Genomic DNA, 16,469 nt, shown 5'->3' with positions numbered 1-16,469 from the left:
AGATGAAATCATCTGTTGTAACAGTCACCCTTAACCCTGCTTTGGATAAAACCATCACATTAGCACGGCTTCAACGGGGTGGATTAAATCGGGTAAAGGAAATTCAATTGGACCCTGGGGGAAAAGGAATTAATGTGGCAAAGGTGCTAAAGCAATTCCAGATTGACGTGTTAGCCACCGGATTTATTGCGGGTTCCCAAGGTGACTTTATCATGAAGAAATTAAAGAATGAAGGAATGAAGTTTCATTTTTTGAGGATTGATGGGGAGACTAGAACCAATCTTAAAATCGTAGAGGAAGAGACAAAAGTCACCACAGAAGTCAATGAATCCGGATTTGAAGTATCCAAAAAGGATCTGGATCAATTTATGGATGAAATGGAAGAGATTCTGAATGAAAGCAACATCCTTGTCTTAGGAGGAAGCTTACCTCCCGGTGTCCCTGATACCATTTATCGAGATTTTATCGAAATGGCAAATCACCGGAATGTAAAAACGATCTTGGATGCAGATGGAGCAGCGTTAAAGGAAGGGATAAAAGCCAAGCCTTATGCAATAAAACCCAATTTATTTGAATTGGAACAGCTCTTTGGATATGAATTGGATTCTGATGAAAAAATAATATCAGTATCAAAGGAATTGTTGAAAGTCGGAATTTCACTAATTGTAATATCCATGGGCAGCAAAGGATCCGTGGTCATGGATAAGGAAGAAATCTACCGCGTTACACCGTTTCCCATTATTCCGGGAAGTACAGTTGGGGCAGGAGATTCTATGGTGGCAGCTCTTGTTTATTCTCTTCTAAAAGAAAAATCCTTAATAGAATTGGCCAAATGGATCACTACTGCCGGTACAGTTACTGCATCAAAACCTGGAACCCAAGTTTGCACCTTTACCGAAGTTCAGCGCTTTTTGGGGCAGGTGCAAGTTTCACAAATTGAAGCAGACGGTGCCCATTTCCCGAATGAATCGCCAGTCCTGTGTGGAACTGGTGGATCAATTACTCAAATCGGACACGACTAACCAAATAAGATCCCAATTAGAAGAATTCACTGATGGAAGCCCCTAAGGGAGGGAAAGTCCCTTTGGGGCTTTGTTTTTAGTCATTTGTTCATCCAGGAATTTTCTCTGGCCTAAGTAATAAAAAATAGAACTGCTGGCTGCCACGAAGGAGATGATCCAGAATAAACCAGAACCCCCTATTCCCTGCAAGATATATCCCCCGATCCATGAGCCAAGAAAGAATCCCAGAGACCGGAAACCACTGGCCCCAAAATAAGTTCCCCGTAATTGCTCTCCCGCCAATTGATCGATGAAAATACTACCTGATGGGAAAAGGAGAATTTCCCCCAAAGTTAAGATGACCATTGATGCAATAAGCCCCGTCCAGTTTTGGAAAATGGCAAATCCCATGTATCCGATGGAAAAGAGGAAACTGCCTACAACCATGACTCTCATTAAAGAACGTTTTTCTGCCCAATGGCTGATGGGAATTTGGAGGATGACAACGGTAATTGCGTTTGTGGAAAGAAGAATGGAATAAAGCAGAACACCATTGTCAATAAATCCTTCCAAATATTGAGGAAGGGTTGACTCTACCTGTGAATATCCCAGATTCACCAGTACTCCGCCCAAAATGAAATATCGCAAGGGAATATCATTTTTTACAACCCGAAGAGCTGAACGGAGGGTGACCGCTTCCCTTGAAGGAGAAGGGTTTTGTATGGTTACAGTGGACATCAGCACGAGCAATGAAACAGCGTAAACGAGATACACCCCGGCGGTGATAAAAAATGCAAGGCTGGCAGAAATCATTCCTAAATAGGCTCCAATAAGAGGACCTACTGTTGCCCCAATGTTAATCGCTGTATACCGCATGCCGAATGCCTTCATTCTTTTCTCTCTAGGAGTTAAGTCAGCAATCAGTGCCTGGCTGGTCGGTTCAAAGAAGGATCGGCATAACCCATTCACAGCATTGAGAAGAACAAATGCCATGGGGTGAGCGGATAACCCAAAGCCAACAAATACACCGGACCAGGCAAAAAGAGCAGAAAGCATAATCACTTTCCGGCCAAAGCGGTCTGACAGGTTTCCCCCAATAAAGCTCCCAATGGTTCCTGCCAAAGGTCCCATTCCGATGGTTAGACCAATCAGGATCGGACTCATTTCCGTTGTCCTGGACAGATACACTGCGAGGAAAGGCAAGGCCATGAAACTAGCTGATCTGGCTATGATTGTTCCCAGCAGTAGCGCCCAGACAACGGGGTGATAAGAATGGAAAAAAACTCTTAAACGTTCCATGGAAAATTCCTTTCTGCTGAACTGGTGAGTGAATAAGTGGATTATATCTTTTTTTCGAGAATCGAACAATATCCTGACGTGAACTTCTTTAGTTTCGCAGCTATAGAAATGGACCGAAAATGTGTATTTATCTATGTTCATGAACAGTGAGGATGAATAAACTATGGGGGAAAATGTACTAAGGAGGTACTTCATGAGCCGTTATCGTCAATCCTCAATGAATCCCTATTCCCACCCGGAGTTGATGACATCTCTTGACATGATGACTCCAGGAATGATGCAATCACCTGGGATGATGCCGACGCCCGGAATGCCGTCCCCCATGGTTAGTCCGTTGTTCATACAGGATCTTAGAGAAGCAATAAACGGAGAAGCCCAAGCCATCGATTTTTATAAACGTCTGATTGAAATGGCTCCCAATCAACGGCATGTAAACTACTTAACTCATATTCGGAATGACGAGAAAAAGCACCTTCGGATGCTTACGAACCTGTATGTTCAACTAACAGGGAGAAGACCAGATATCCGTTTTACTCCGGTAAGATTTACAACCTACCGGGAAGGCCTTGAAAAAGCATTGGATGGTGAACTGGAAGCTGCGGAATTGTACAGGAGAATGTATTTGTCTGTTCAAGACAGGAGAAAGAGGGATGTGCTGTTTGAAATTATGACCGATGAAATGGAGCATCAAGTCAGATTTGCTTATTTAATTGACACCGTTCACTAAAAGAATCTGTCAATCAAAGAGGTGGACCTCGTTCCCTTCATATCTTTTATCCTGAAATCCCTCCACCGAGGGATTTTTTTCTTTGATATGAATCTTAGAAATCATTTGAATATGAGAAAAACATTATGTAGAATATTAGATATATTTGCAAAATTAATAAATAAAAAAGGGGGTTTTTAAATTGAAGTTGTTTTATCCAAATCAAAAATCCATGTGGGGAGGAAAGAGAGGATGGATGTTTTTGTCTATTCTGATTCTCTCGTTCCTCTTATTGGCCGGATGTGGAAGCAAGGAATCTGCCCCTGCCGGTGGGGATCAAAGTTCTGGAAATTCTGCTCCCTCCAGTACCAATGAAAGCGCTTCTACCGAAGAAAAAGTGGCCAAAATTGGTGTCATATCCTGGTTAACCGGTGACGGAGCTGCTTATGGGGAAGCGATAACCAACGGGTTTAAAATGGCCCAGGAAGAGCTGAATGAACAAAACCAAGGAAAATTAAAAGTTGAATTGATTATTGAGGATTCTGCAGGAAAAAGGGATCAGGCCCTGAATGCTGCCCAAAAATTAATAAATTCCGATGAGGTTGTGGCGATTCTTGGTCCAACCCTAAGCAGTGAAATGTTTGTAGTAGGTCCCGAAGCCAATGCAGCTGGTGTTCCCATCATGGGTACTTCTACAACGGCGAAGGGAATTACGGATATTGGCGAATACGTATTCCGCAATGCCCTGCCTGAATCACTGGCCATTCCTGCTGCAATTAAAAAAGCAGTAGACGCCTTTGGAATTAAAAAAGTCGCATTAATGTACGGTGCAGACGATGATTTCACCAAGTCCGGTTTTGAAACCATGCAGGCAACATCAGAAAAAATGGGACTGGAGATTTTGACCATTGAAAAATTTTCTACTGGAGATGCTGATTTTAAGGCGCAATTAACCAAGATCCAATCCCTTAATCCGGATGCTATTTTTGTATCTGCTTTATATAAAGAAGGAGGTCTCATTCTTGATCAGGCCAGAAAACTGGGTCTTAATGTTCCTGTTGTTGGAGGGAATGGTTTTAATTCGCCTCAGGTAAGTAAAGTCGCTGGCCAGGCTGCCGAAGGCATACTGGTGGCAAGTCCATGGTTCCCGGAAAGAGAGGTTCCGGCGGTTCAGGAATTTGTGAAAAAGTACGAAGGGAAATATGGCAAGAAGCCAGACCAATTTGCGGCCCAGGCCTATGATGCTTTGAGGATTATGGCGGAAGCCCTTCTTCAAATTGAAGATCCATCGGACAGAGACGCATTGCGTGATGCTTTAGCGGGAGTAAAAGATTTTGATGGTGTCACCGGTAAATTTGCATTTGATGAAAATCGTGATCCGGTAATGGATCCGGTGATTTTAACCATTAAGGACGGCAAATTTGTAGAATTTAAGTAGTTGGAACTTACAAACGGACATTTCATAGACGGGGTAGGTGAGGACTTTGTTTTTGCAGCAGTTGGTCAATGGACTGACATTGGGAAGCATTTATGCGATTGTTGCACTAGGATATACCCTTGTTTTTGGGGTCCTTGAAATCATAAACATGGCCCATGGCGCCATCTTCATGTTTGGTGCTTTTATTGGGTTAATGATGATTACCACTTTCAAGGTTCCTCTTTGGATTGCAATGATTGGAGCAATCATTGTGACAGCTTTCTTGGGACTTCTCATGGAGCGCATCGCCCTTAATCCCTTGCGGAGGAGGGCGGGCGTCTCCCACCTTGCCCCTTTAATCAGCACGATTGGAGTTTCCATTATTCTTGAAAATCTGGCCCATAAGCTGTTTGGTGCCGAAACCCAACCATTCCCGGTATCATTTGCCGAAATCAGCTACGAAATTGGAAATGTAAAGATTTATCTGGTACAAATCACGATATTTTTCATTTCAGTAGCCCTTATGGTTGGTTTGCAAATATGGTTAGGAAAAACAAAAGCTGGCAAGGCCCTGCGGGCGACGGCTGAAAATATGGAGACCGCCGGTTTGTTGGGAGTAAATACCGGTCGAATGATTACACTAACGGTCGTGATCGCTTCAGCCATGGGAGGAATTGCCGGAGTATTGGTGGGAATGGCGTTTAATGCGGTTTCTCCGCAGATGGGATTATCTATGGGACTAAAGGGGTTGGCCATTATCATCCTTGGCGGAATGGGAAACGTAAACGGAGCGATGGTCGGTGGATTAATTTTGGGAATTACCGAAGTTTTTAGCGTTGCTTATGGGGATTCCGGTTACCGGGATGCGATTGCCTTCCTGATTATCATCGTGATTCTCCTTGTCAGACCCCAGGGAATTTTCGGGGAAAAATTACCAGGGGTTAGGCGGTGAAATGTAATGATAGATACCATTCTTAATCCGTATTATCTCCAAATTTTTTCTTTTATTCTCATCAATATTATTCTGGGGATCAGTATATACATTACATTGGCAACCGGACAACTGTCCTTGGGAAATGCAGGGTTTATGGCGATTGGAGCGTACACTTCCGCCATATTGACCATCAAATTTTCTGCTCCCATGCCTGTAGGGATTGTTTCAGGGGCCATTCTTGCAGGAATTGCCGGAGTATTGGTGGGAATTCCTACCCTTCGTCTTAAAGGGGTTTATTTGGCTATTGCCACCTTGGGATTTGGAGAAGTGGTGAGGGTTCTGCTAAATAACTGGGAATATACGAACGGGGCATCCGGATTGCCAGGTATTCCACAAATTGGACGGGAAATTGCCGGATTGTTAAAGGGACTGGGGATTACGGCCAAGGATCTGGGATTAAAGGCCAATCAGCTAACCAATTTAATCATTGTGCTGGTCTTGCTTGTGATTGTCGTATTTCTCGTGTGGTTTTTTGTCCGTCAAAGTCAATCCCGGGTGGGTCGGGCCTACTCTTCCATCTGTGCTGATGAAGATGCTGCAGAAGCCATGGGAATTTACACCACCTACTACAAAATCCTTGCTTTTAGTCAAGGAGCTTTTGTTGCCGGATTGGCAGGAGCCTTATATGCCCATACCACTACGTTTATTAATCCGGCAGACTTCTCCTACCATCGGGCGGTGGAAATCTTGATATTTGCTGTCTTTGGCGGAAGTGAAGTGATCATTGGACCTATCTTTGGTGCCGCATTTTTAACCTCTCTTCCGGAGGTCCTTCGTTCAGCCAGTGACTATCGGTTGCTTATCTATGGGGCATTAATCGTGTTGATGATGGCTGTGCGGCCTCAGGGGCTCATCGATGTTCAACTTATTCGATGGATCAAGGATAAATTTTCTTCCTCCAAATCATCTTCCGCAAATAAAGGTTTTAATCAGGATAGAAAGGAGGAAGCATAATGCTCTTAGAAGTGAATGAGATTTCCCGTTCTTTTGGTGGGTTGGCTGCTCTTTCCAATGTTTCGTTTTCAGTAGACCAGGGGGAGATTTTTGGGCTGATTGGACCTAACGGAGCAGGGAAAACCACCATGTTTAATGTGATTACTTCCATGATTCCTCCGACTTCCGGCGAAATTTTTTTTAATGGCGAACCGATTCACGGGAAAAAACCTTATCAGGTTACATTCTTGGGAATTTGTCGTACTTTTCAAAATATCCGCCTGTTTCATCAGATGACTGCACTGGAAAATGTCATGGTGGGAGAACATTGCCGAACGAAGGCAGGTGTTTGGTCCAGTGTCCTGAGAACGAAGAAACAACGGCTTGAAGAGGAAGAATCAAGGAAGAAGGCCAGGGAATTGCTTGAATTGGTGGGACTCATGGAATGTAAGGATCAGATTTCAAAAAATTTATCCTATGGCCAGCAGAGAAGACTGGAGATTGCCAGGGCATTGGCCAGCAGCCCCCGACTGATTCTTCTCGACGAACCGGCTGCAGGAATGAATGAAAGTGAAACGGAAGAATTGTTTCATCTGATGAAAAAGATTCAATCCATGGGTATTACGGTATTGCTGATCGAACACGACATGGATTTGGTCATGAAAGTATGTGACCGGATGGCTGTCCTTAATTTTGGAGAAAAGATTGCCGAAGGAAGGCCTGAAGAAATCCAAAATGACCCTCAGGTGATTGAAGCGTATTTGGGGAAGGAAGAGGATGAAGAAGCATGCTGAAGGTACGAGGGTTAGAGACCTATTACGGGAATATACAGGCGCTTAAAGGGATCGAATTGGAGGTTCCCGAAGGTGATATTATTACCATCATAGGGGCCAATGGAGCCGGAAAAACCACCACCATGAAAACCATAGCCGGGGCCTTGAAACCGAAAAAAGGAACCATCACCTTTCACGGAGAGGATGTCACTTCATTGAGGGCAGATCAACTCGTTAGAAAGGGAATTGTACTGGTCCCTGAGGGGAGAGCGATTTTATCCAGAATGACAGTCTTGGAAAATTTGGAAATGGGTGCTTATCATCGGAAGGATGCTGAAGTGAAAAGGGATATTGAAACCGTAATGGAGAGATTCCCCATTTTAAGGGAAAGAAAATCACAGTTGGGTGGAACACTTTCCGGCGGGCAGCAGCAAATGCTTGCCATAGCCCGAGCGTTAATGGCTAGACCCAAGCTTCTGCTCCTGGATGAACCATCCATGGGATTAGCCCCCCTTGTTGTATCAGATATCTTCAGGATTATCAAGGAAATTAATCAGGAAGGGACAACCATTCTTCTGGTAGAGCAGAATGTGAGACAGGCGTTAAAAATAGCCCATCGGGGATATGTGTTGGAAACCGGTAAATTGGTGGCAAGCGGAACCTCCAGGGAATTATTAAACAATGAGAGAGTGAAAGAAGCATACTTAGGCGGAAGAACCGACCATTCAGCATAGGTCGGTTCTTCGCTGTTTATTTCACTTCAAAATTGGCTTTCCATTTTCATCTTTTATGATAAAGTCAAATTTTTGACCGCTGGGGAAAGTAAGTTCTTTGGCACAATATCACCTGCTGTAGTTTGTGATGTGGGATTAGAAGGGGAAGGCTGCTCCGAGGAAATCGACTGTATAGCGGAGAGGCTAAAGAACGGGAATTAGCCGTCAAACTGACTCCATCTTTGAAATACCCAGATGTTTTTGATGGCTCCGTTCTTTAGACTGGAAGCGGACATGGATCACATCTGGGCCGAACTCGACAAGCAGACGTGTAAATCTTAAGTTCCGGATCTATAGTTACAGAGTGGACGTGTAAATATTTCGTTCCACCACTTTAGACGAAAGAAACGGAAAAATTGTTCCAAAACGACGGGAGAAAAATTTGAACACAAGTGGTAGAATAAGACAAGATCAATTAAAGGGTAAAGTAAAGGGGTTCCGTCATGTTATTGCCTCAAGACTTTCTGGATAAAATGAAGCAATTATTAGGTAATGAATTCCAGTCGTTTGTTTCATCATATCAAAATCCAAGGCTTTATGGATTGCGAATCAACACTTTGAAAGTGTCAGTAGAAACTTTTCTAAAGATTTCTCCCTTTAAACTTCATCCGGTCCCCTGGACCAGAGATGGTTTCTATTATGAAGAAGGGGAGAGGCCGGGCAAACATCCATTTTATCATGCCGGCTTATATTACATACAGGAACCCAGTGCCATGGCCCCGGCTGAAATACTGGATGCACAGCCTGGAGAGAAGATTCTTGACCTTTGTGCCGCCCCGGGAGGTAAAACAATTCAATTGGCAGCCGGTTTAAAAGGAAAAGGTCTTTTGGTGGCAAACGATAATCATCCAGACCGGGCCAAAGCGCTTCTCAAAAATATAGAGCTGTATGGAGTGACCAATGCCATTGTTACCAATGAAACTCCAGACCGTTTAGCTAAAGTATTCCCTTCCTACTTTGACAAAATCCTGATTGATGCTCCCTGTTCAGGAGAAGGGATGTTTCGCAAGGAACCGGATATGATCAAAAGCTGGGATGTTCATTCCGTAGAAGCATGTATGGTAAAACAAAAAAGTATATTGGAGCAAGCGATTCCAATGCTTCGTCCCGGGGGAAAACTACTTTATTCTACTTGCACCTTTTCGCCTGAAGAAAATGAAGGGATGATTGCGCAGTTTTTGGAGAAGCATGATGAATTTCGATTGATTGACATATCACTACGAGACGGGTTTTCACCTGGAAGAAAAGACTGGGCAAACACCGATTTCCCCATGGAGAAGACCGTGAGACTTTGGCCCCATCAGATAAAGGGAGAAGGTCATTATATGGCCCTGTTGGAGAAATCAGAAGAGTCCCTCATTGTACAGGAGAAGATCCGGGAAAGGGAGATATCTGGTAGTCAACTAAAGAATAGAAATCAGGATGTATTGACAAAGCAGGAAAAAGAATGGATTGATCAGTTTATGAAACAAACGATAATTGGCAGTCGTTTATTTGATGCGGATCGTTTCGTAAAATTTAAGGATCATATTCTGATTCAACCGGATCAGCTCCCTGATTTAAAAGGATTACGGGTGGTTCGGGGAGGATGGCACATCGGAACGTTAAAGAAAAACCGCTTTGAACCCAGCCACGGATTGATCATGGGATTACCTTTGCATGACATTCGTAAAACCATCAATTTTTCCTCGGATGATTCAGATCTGACTCGGTATCTAAAGGGTGAAACCCTATTTGTAGAAGGAGAAAATGGTTGGATAGGAATTGGCGTCGAGGGTTTTCCTTTGGGATGGGGAAAAAGGGTGTCCGGTCAACTGAAAAATGAGTATCCACCCGGATGGCGATGGGTGGGATAGGAGGAAAATATGAGGTTGGATAAGCTGTTGTCCCATATGGGGTACGGAACGAGAAAAGAGATCAAAAAGTTAATGAAACAAGGCGTTGTTTTAGTAGATGGTCAGGTGATCAAAGATAGCTCCGTTCATGTTCATCCGGAAAAGCAACGGATTGAAATATATGGGGAGAGTGTGCAATACAGGGAGTTTGTTTATCTGATGATGAATAAGCCCAAAGGGGTGATATCGGCGACGGAGGATTTGGTGGAAAGAACAGTAATCGATTTGCTTCCAGAGGAATATCTGCCCTTTCAAGTCTTTCCGGTAGGACGCCTGGATAAGGATACGGAAGGACTTCTTCTTATAACTAATGACGGAAAATTGACCCACGAACTGTTATCTCCCAAAAAGCATGTTCCAAAAACCTATATCGCAGATGTGTCAGGGGTCGTGACCCAGAATGATATCCATATTTTTCGCAGAGGCGTTACTCTGGATGACGGATATGAAACCCTTCCCTCTGAATTAAGAATATTGGAAGTGGATGAATTAACACGTCGGTCAAGGATTGAATTGACGATCTATGAAGGAAAGTTTCATCAAGTAAAAAGAATGTTTGAAGCAGTACATAAAAAAGTGGTCCATTTGAAAAGGATCTCCATGGGTCCCCTTACGCTAGATCCTGAGCTTTATCCTGGGGATTTTCGGGAACTGACTGAAAATGAACTGGAAATGTTGAAGGGCAGATCAACATAAACTACAATAAAGGGAGACAGGGGCGAAGGAGGAAAACAAAAATGGAGATTGTAAAAGTCTCTCCTCGCGGATATTGCTACGGGGTAGTTGATGCAATGGTTTTGGCACAGCAGGCGGTAAAAAATTTGGATTTGCCGCGTCCAATTTACATATTGGGAATGATTGTCCACAACCAACATGTGGTGGAAGCGTTTAAGGAGGAAGGAATCATCACCCTTGATGGGGATGACCGTCTTGCGTTACTGGATCAAGTGGAAAAAGGGACCGTAATTTTTACCGCCCATGGAATTTCTCCAGCCGTGAGAAATAAGGCAAGGGAAAAGGGATTAACTATCGTTGATGCCACTTGTCCTGATGTGACCAGGACCCATGATTTAATCAGGGAAAAGGTAGCTGAAGGATACCAAGTGATTTACATCGGAAAAAAGGGGCATCCTGAACCGGAAGGAGCCATTGGAGTAGCACCCGATCATGTCGCGCTAATCAGTTCAGCGGAAGAAGCTGCTCAATTAGCAGTTGAGGGTGATAAAATTTTGGTGACCAATCAGACAACCATGAGTCAATGGGATGTTGCCGATATCATAAACGCCGTATTAAAAAAATATCCCAAGGCAGAAGTCCATAATGAAATTTGTCTGGCCACCCAATTGCGACAGGAGGCGGTGGCTGAACAGGCCAAAGGCTGCGATTTGGTCATTGTCGTGGGGGATCCAAGAAGCAATAACTCCAATCGATTGGCCCAGGTGGCGGAAGAGATTGCCGGAGTAAAGGCTTACCGGGTGGGAGATGTCACCGAGATCAGGAAGGAATGGCTGTTTGGCGTTCAAAAAGTGGCGGTTACTGCTGGAGCTTCAACTCCAACTCCGATTACGAAGGAAGTCATTCAATATCTTGAACAGTTTGATGAAAGGAATCCTGAAACGTGGACTCCTAAAAGGACAGGAAATAAAAAGATACTGCCAACGGTAAAAGATAGGATAAAGTAAGTCATATTTATTAATAGAAGGGAATATATAAAAATGTCAGGTAATGCCCTGTATTGGAGAATTAATGGTTTATTTTTTACGTTATTTTATGGATTTGGGGCACTATATCCCTTTTTGTCCACCTACTTCCGGGATGTTGGCCTGTCGGGGATTGAAATAGGAACCATTATGGCATTAGGTCCCGTTGTCGCAATTATGATGCAGCCCATATGGGGAATGATTGCTGACAAGTTTCAGGCAGAAAGGTTTATTTATATCTTATCTGTTATTTTTGCCAGTTTCTTTTCGATTTTGTTTTTTTGGGCGAATTCATTTTATGTATACCTGATGTTGATGATCGTCATACAATTTTTTCAAAGTTCCCTTGTTCCTTTGTCAGATCATGTGGCATTAACCTATAGTCATCAACATTATGTGGACTATGGGAATATGCGTCTTTGGGGTTCTGTTGGCTTTGCTGTGGCTGTTTTTGTTTCCGGTTACGTGATAGAGTGGACATCCGTTCATTCCATTTTTCTGTTATTTTCTGTATCCTTTTTACTCTCCGGAATCCTGATGAGAGGGCTGCCAGTAGGTCAAAGGATTGAAAGGCCGAAGATTTGGGAAGGAATCAAAAATTTAAGGACATATAAACGGTACTTGTTGTTCTTACCCAGTGCTTTTTTTATCTTTGGCCCTATCAATGCTAATAATACTTATTTGGGACTGTTGTATCAGGATGTAGGTGGGTCTATTATAGGAGTTGGGATTTTATTTCTTCTCGCTGTGGGAAGTGAAGCTCCTTTTATGAGATGGTCAGGGAAAATGATCCGTAAATTAGGAATTGAAGAAACGATTATATTGGCGGGGGTTGTCTCCGCCCTTCGTTGGGTTATTTATGCAATGGGTGCAGCACCCATAGTAATGATTTCTATTTTCTTTTTACAGGGAATATCTGTGGGATTGTATTTAGCTGCCGCCGCCACATATGTCAGGGAGAATACACCGCCGGAATTACAGGTGACTGCATTGGCTATTTATGCTTCAATGGGTAATGGATTGGGAACGATGGCTTTTAACTTTTTCGGCGGGATGGTATATGAAACGTTTCATATTTATGCTACCTATATCTTGTTTACTGTTGTGACATTAACAGGCATCTTGCCGATGATATGGGCAAGAATAAAATACCACGCCGCTCCTATGGAGCAAGTGAAATAAATGGGGGATGGGTTTATGGAAATAAGAGACTGGGATAAATTCCTCATACCCTATGAACAGGCTGTAGAAGAATTAAAAGTTAAATTTCGCAGCATCAGAAGTGAATTAAGAAAAAAAGACGAATATTCACCGATTGAATTTGTTACTGGTCGGGTGAAAAAAGTCTCCAGTATTCTGGAAAAAGCAAGAAAACTTCAGGTCCCTATGGATCAATTGGAAACTGGAATAGAGGATATTGCGGGCATTCGCATCATGTGCCAATTTGTGGAGGATATCCAAAAAATGGTTGAAATGATCCATCAGCGAAACGGAAAGGACCTCATCATTGTTTATGAAAAGGACTATGTAAGCAATCAGAAGGAAAGCGGATATCGAAGCTATCATATCATTATCAATTATCCCGTCCAAACGGCAGAGGGAGAAAGATGGATCTTGGCAGAGATTCAAATACGAACATTAGCCATGAATTTCTGGGCGACCATTGAACATTCTCTTAACTATAAGTATCGCAAGAACATTCCTGAAAAAGTTAGGAGTCGCTTAAAAAAAGCAGCGGAAGCCGCTTATCTTTTAGACCAAGAGATGTCGGAAATCAGAGAAGAGATTAAAGAGGCGCAGAAACTGTTTGAAATCAAATCCCAGCTGGTATCCAATATCCTTCAGTCGATTCATCAGCTTTATCGCCAAGGTCATGTTAGTGAAGCTTCCTTTTTCCAGGAACGATTTAACCAGTTGTGGGAGATGGGAGATATCCATGAGCTGAGAAGGCTCCGTGATGAGATGAATGGTAAGTTAAATTCTATGAACGGTGATTCTTAATACTTACGGAGAACTTAAATATTCTTCCATACCCTTTAGTCTCCTATCATGGTATAATGTTTTTTAAATAAGATAGGGGGAGGTGTCAGTCGTGGAGAATAAACAGAATCAAGTGGATATTGGGGAATTTATCATAAATAAGCTTCTTACAGCTAAACGTCAATTTGAAAGAGCTCTTGATTGCAAAAGGACTGAATTTGATGATTTGTACCCCTATATTAGTGAACATCCCCAGTTTTTCTGGTATAAGCGGTATGTTGCATGGTCTGAACTCCTTACCATTGTGAAGCTGGCTGATGAATTGGGTGTTTACTGGCCTGAGCATTTCACCCAACAGCAAGTAGAATATATTGCGGGCAAAGTAATGCACAGTGAAGTGCTGGATCACTGGTATGAAGGGGACGGGAAAGAGAGAGAGGAAGTAAAAAACCAAATGGGAGAATGATTCCATTGATATATAATGGTGTTATAGCTTGGTGTAATGGGCATCCATAAATCATATAAACATGACAGGGAGGTAAAAGGGATGGCTGTTTTTAAATGTACAAGCTGCGGATCAACGAAGGAAGGGCGCTGTAAACCAAGGAAGTGTCCAAATTGTGGCTCGCAGAATACCTTTGAAAAAGTTGAATAAGCATCATATGAATAATGAGAGGTTAGGAAGGGGAATTCCCTTCCTTTTTTCATTTTTCTCCCGACTGAATCTCCATGATATAGTATGATATAGGAAAGGGAACGTGTAAATCTTTAGTTTTTGATCTATAGAAAGGATTTTGAAATGAAAACCATATTGTATCCCACCCCGCCATTTGATTTTAATAAAATGAAAAAACGCCTTTTGCGAACCAAACAAGCCCATTTGTATAGAGAACTGGACCATCGGTTATATCGGGTAATTCGTTTGAATCAACAACTGATTTTATTCTCTGTTCAATATTTAGAAACCGAATTGGGTCCGTCCCTTGAAGTACAGTTTCATACCGGTCATGAATTCCTTTCTCCAAAGGAACTGGAGAAAGGAATCACTATGATCAAAAGAATGTTTTCCATAGATATCCCTCTTCACCAATTTTATGAGAAGATGGAGGGAAGTCCTCAAATGAAGCCGCTGATTCAGTCTTTCTATGGACTTCGCTTTCTATTGGAGCCGGATCTTTTCGAATGTATGGTGAAGACGATTATAAGTCAGCAGCTAAATCTCCCCTTTGCAGCTGCCTTAACCCAGCGGGTGATTGATACCTTCGGAGAAACCCTGGAATGGGAAGGAGAGATTTTTCCGGTATTTCCTTCTCCTGAAAGAATGGCATCCATTGCTCCAGATCAATTGCGTCAGATGCAGTTTAGCCAGCGAAAGGCTGAGTATGTCATCGATTTTGCCAAATCGGTCGAAAGAGGCGCGGTCAATTTAGACCGTCTTTATCACTTATCGGACCAAGAAGTGTTTTCTCAGCTTCTCCCGTTAAGGGGAATAGGCAGGTGGACCGTGGAATGTCTGATGATGTTCGGAATGGGAAGGACGGATGTTTTGCCCGCTGCAGATATTGGATTAAGAAATGGAGTCAAAAAAGTATTTGGTTTGGATTCACAACCTGACGAAGAATATGTAAGGAAACTTGGGGAAGACTGGAGTCCGTGGAGAAGCTATGCAACCTTTTATTTGTGGGAAAGTTTAGCAGATTCCTAGGATTAGTATAGACGGAATTAAAGATTCACACGTTCGCTAGTCGAGTTCGTCAAGGGAACTGATTCAGGACTGCTCAAGTCTAAAGAACGGATCCCTTAAACCTCCAACGAGTGTTCATATCTCCACAGGCGTAACTTCGGGTAGTTCCTACCCTACGCATACTTTATTATGCCTACTGGACTTCGGCTTCGTACACGAATGATTTTACAGTACAGATGATTCCCTGTACTAATCCCATATCATTCAGTTGCAAAAGAACATCTGTTCTCAATTACAGTTTATCATGTTTTTTCTTACAATTCCAGAAGGGAATTTCGACAAAAGCGTCCATTCATCTCATGGTTGAAAACACGAGTGTTCTGGACGCAAATCATTAAGAGCTATTTGCGATGTTCGGGAAACCAGATGAGACAAGGGTTTAGAGAAAGGCGAAAATAAATTTTACCCCAAAAACAAGCGGAAAAATGCGGGTTAATAGGAGTAAAAAAAGAGGCTAGGCAAAAATCCACCCCAGCCTCATTTTGTGGTTACAAATAGGTAACAGGTGAGTCCGTCTATGGTAAAATTGTAATTGCCTAAGTTACAAAATTTATCCATGGAGGTCACCTGTTATGGCGATTATACCACAATTGAAACTATTTGAGTGGAACGAAATTCAAACACTCGGAGATTTGGAACGCCTGCGTCTGGTGCTGGAATACATGCCGGACGAAGAATTGATGGTTGCACTTGAACGCAAACGCGGAAAAGGGCGAGACGACTATCCGGTACGCGCGATATGGAATTCCGTCTTGGCGGGAATCGTATTTCAGCATGACAGCGTGGAGAAACTGCGTCGGGAATTGAGTCGCAATGGTCAACTGCGGGAGATGTGCGGATTTGGGGATAAAGTTCCACCATCGTGGGTCTACACACGATTCATGAAATCTCTGATGGAACAAGAACCGTTGATTGAAGAGATATTTGACCGACTCGTGCAGCAGATCGGTGAGGTGCTGCACGATTTCGGCAAGCATCTGGCGATGGACAGCAAGGCGATTTCTTCATTTGCCAAACGCAAGAACAGGAACGAAGAGAGAGATGGGCGCCGAGACATGGATGCGGACTATGGGAGAAAAGAATACCGCGGAGTGGATGAAAACGGAAAACCATGGGAGAAAATCGTTAAATGGTTTGGCTATAAACTGCATTTAGTGGTAGATGCAACGTATGAACTGCCGGTGACATTCAAGCTCACAAAAGCCTCTGCTTCGGATATAACCGAAGGGCATGCATTGCTAAGCCAGATGCAGG

At 43.0% G+C, this 16,469-nt stretch carries 17 protein-coding genes and 1 pseudogene; 16 read left to right on the top strand and 2 right to left on the bottom strand.

Annotated features, from left to right (window positions below; all coding sequences use genetic code 11):
* Positions 1-2 precede the first annotated feature (2 nt).
* On the top strand, positions 3-1,022 hold the full coding sequence (gene pfkB, locus L1765_RS08150) for a 1-phosphofructokinase (protein WP_236406226.1): 1,020 nt from the start codon (positions 3-5) through the stop codon (positions 1,020-1,022).
* Positions 1,023-1,064: 42 nt separating this feature from the next.
* Here pfkB and L1765_RS08145 read toward each other — a convergent pair whose 3' ends face one another.
* The gene (locus tag L1765_RS08145; RefSeq protein ID WP_236406224.1) at positions 1,065-2,300 is read right to left on the bottom strand and encodes an MDR family MFS transporter; all 1,236 of its coding nucleotides are present in this window, start codon (positions 2,298-2,300) and stop codon (positions 1,065-1,067) included.
* A 193-nt stretch (positions 2,301-2,493) separates the two neighbouring features.
* On the opposite strand from L1765_RS08145, the gene L1765_RS08140 reads away from it, so the two are divergent.
* From L1765_RS08140 to L1765_RS08115, 6 genes are all read left to right on the top strand, one after another.
* Entirely contained in the window at positions 2,494-3,027 is a 534-nt protein-coding gene (locus L1765_RS08140) for a ferritin-like domain-containing protein (RefSeq protein ID WP_236406222.1), read from the top strand.
* A 211-nt stretch (positions 3,028-3,238) separates the two neighbouring features.
* Positions 3,239-4,444, top strand: coding sequence for an ABC transporter substrate-binding protein (locus L1765_RS08135; protein WP_236406282.1), 1,206 nt, complete (start codon positions 3,239-3,241; stop codon positions 4,442-4,444).
* A gap of 46 nt (positions 4,445-4,490) precedes the next feature.
* The gene (locus L1765_RS08130) at positions 4,491-5,375 is read left to right on the top strand and encodes a branched-chain amino acid ABC transporter permease (RefSeq protein ID WP_236406281.1); all 885 of its coding nucleotides are present in this window, start codon (positions 4,491-4,493) and stop codon (positions 5,373-5,375) included.
* A 6-nt stretch (positions 5,376-5,381) separates the two neighbouring features.
* Positions 5,382-6,371 (top strand): branched-chain amino acid ABC transporter permease, encoded by a 990-nt coding sequence (locus L1765_RS08125; RefSeq protein ID WP_236406220.1) that lies wholly within the window; start codon positions 5,382-5,384, stop codon positions 6,369-6,371.
* Positions 6,371-7,144, top strand: coding sequence for an ABC transporter ATP-binding protein (locus tag L1765_RS08120; protein ID WP_236406219.1), 774 nt, complete (start codon positions 6,371-6,373; stop codon positions 7,142-7,144). Before L1765_RS08125 ends, L1765_RS08120 begins: the two co-directional genes overlap by 1 nt.
* On the top strand, positions 7,138-7,857 hold the full coding sequence (locus L1765_RS08115) for an ABC transporter ATP-binding protein (protein WP_236406217.1): 720 nt from the start codon (positions 7,138-7,140) through the stop codon (positions 7,855-7,857). Before L1765_RS08120 ends, L1765_RS08115 begins: the two co-directional genes overlap by 7 nt.
* Positions 7,858-7,878: 21 nt before the next feature.
* On the opposite strand, the pseudogene L1765_RS16200 reads toward L1765_RS08115, so the two are convergent.
* A pseudogene (locus tag L1765_RS16200) lies at positions 7,879-7,950 on the bottom strand (hypothetical protein); the annotation flags it as partial.
* A 389-nt stretch (positions 7,951-8,339) separates the two neighbouring features.
* Between L1765_RS16200 and L1765_RS08110 the strand changes: the two are divergent.
* From L1765_RS08110 to L1765_RS08075, 9 genes are all read left to right on the top strand, one after another.
* Positions 8,340-9,752 carry an RsmF rRNA methyltransferase first C-terminal domain-containing protein gene (locus L1765_RS08110; protein WP_236406215.1) on the top strand — a complete coding sequence of 471 codons (1,413 nt, stop codon included), beginning with the start codon at positions 8,340-8,342 and terminating at the stop codon, positions 9,750-9,752.
* Positions 9,753-9,761: 9 nt separating this feature from the next.
* Positions 9,762-10,487: a pseudouridine synthase gene (locus L1765_RS08105; RefSeq protein ID WP_236406213.1), complete on the top strand. Its 726-nt coding sequence runs from the start codon at positions 9,762-9,764 to the stop codon at positions 10,485-10,487.
* A gap of 41 nt (positions 10,488-10,528) precedes the next feature.
* Positions 10,529-11,473, top strand: a complete 945-nt coding sequence (locus L1765_RS08100; protein WP_236406212.1) for a 4-hydroxy-3-methylbut-2-enyl diphosphate reductase — start codon at positions 10,529-10,531, stop codon at positions 11,471-11,473.
* A gap of 33 nt (positions 11,474-11,506) precedes the next feature.
* Entirely contained in the window at positions 11,507-12,673 is a 1,167-nt protein-coding gene (locus L1765_RS08095) for an MFS transporter (protein WP_236406210.1), read from the top strand.
* 15 nt (positions 12,674-12,688) lie between these two features.
* Entirely contained in the window at positions 12,689-13,492 is an 804-nt protein-coding gene (locus tag L1765_RS08090) for a GTP pyrophosphokinase (RefSeq protein WP_236406209.1), read from the top strand.
* Between the two features lie 91 nt (positions 13,493-13,583).
* Complete coding sequence (locus L1765_RS08085; protein ID WP_407942230.1) at positions 13,584-13,937, top strand: hypothetical protein; 354 nt, start codon at positions 13,584-13,586, stop codon at positions 13,935-13,937.
* Positions 13,938-13,973: 36 nt separating this feature from the next.
* Entirely contained in the window at positions 13,974-14,126 is a 153-nt protein-coding gene (locus tag L1765_RS16195; protein WP_407942229.1) for an RCKP-type rubredoxin-like domain-containing protein, read from the top strand.
* 144 nt (positions 14,127-14,270) lie between these two features.
* Positions 14,271-15,176 carry a DNA-3-methyladenine glycosylase family protein gene (locus tag L1765_RS08080; RefSeq protein WP_236406208.1) on the top strand — a complete coding sequence of 302 codons (906 nt, stop codon included), beginning with the start codon at positions 14,271-14,273 and terminating at the stop codon, positions 15,174-15,176.
* 611 nt (positions 15,177-15,787) lie between these two features.
* Positions 15,788-16,469 (top strand): transposase (locus L1765_RS08075; RefSeq protein ID WP_236406206.1); only part of this gene is annotated, 682 nt, incomplete at its 3' end.

Source organism: Microaerobacter geothermalis (assembly GCF_021608135.1).
Classification (GTDB): domain Bacteria; phylum Bacillota; class Bacilli; order DSM-22679; family DSM-22679; genus Microaerobacter; species Microaerobacter geothermalis.
Note: the sequence above shows the minus strand (reverse complement) of the source record. Positions and strands in the feature narration are given on the sequence as shown.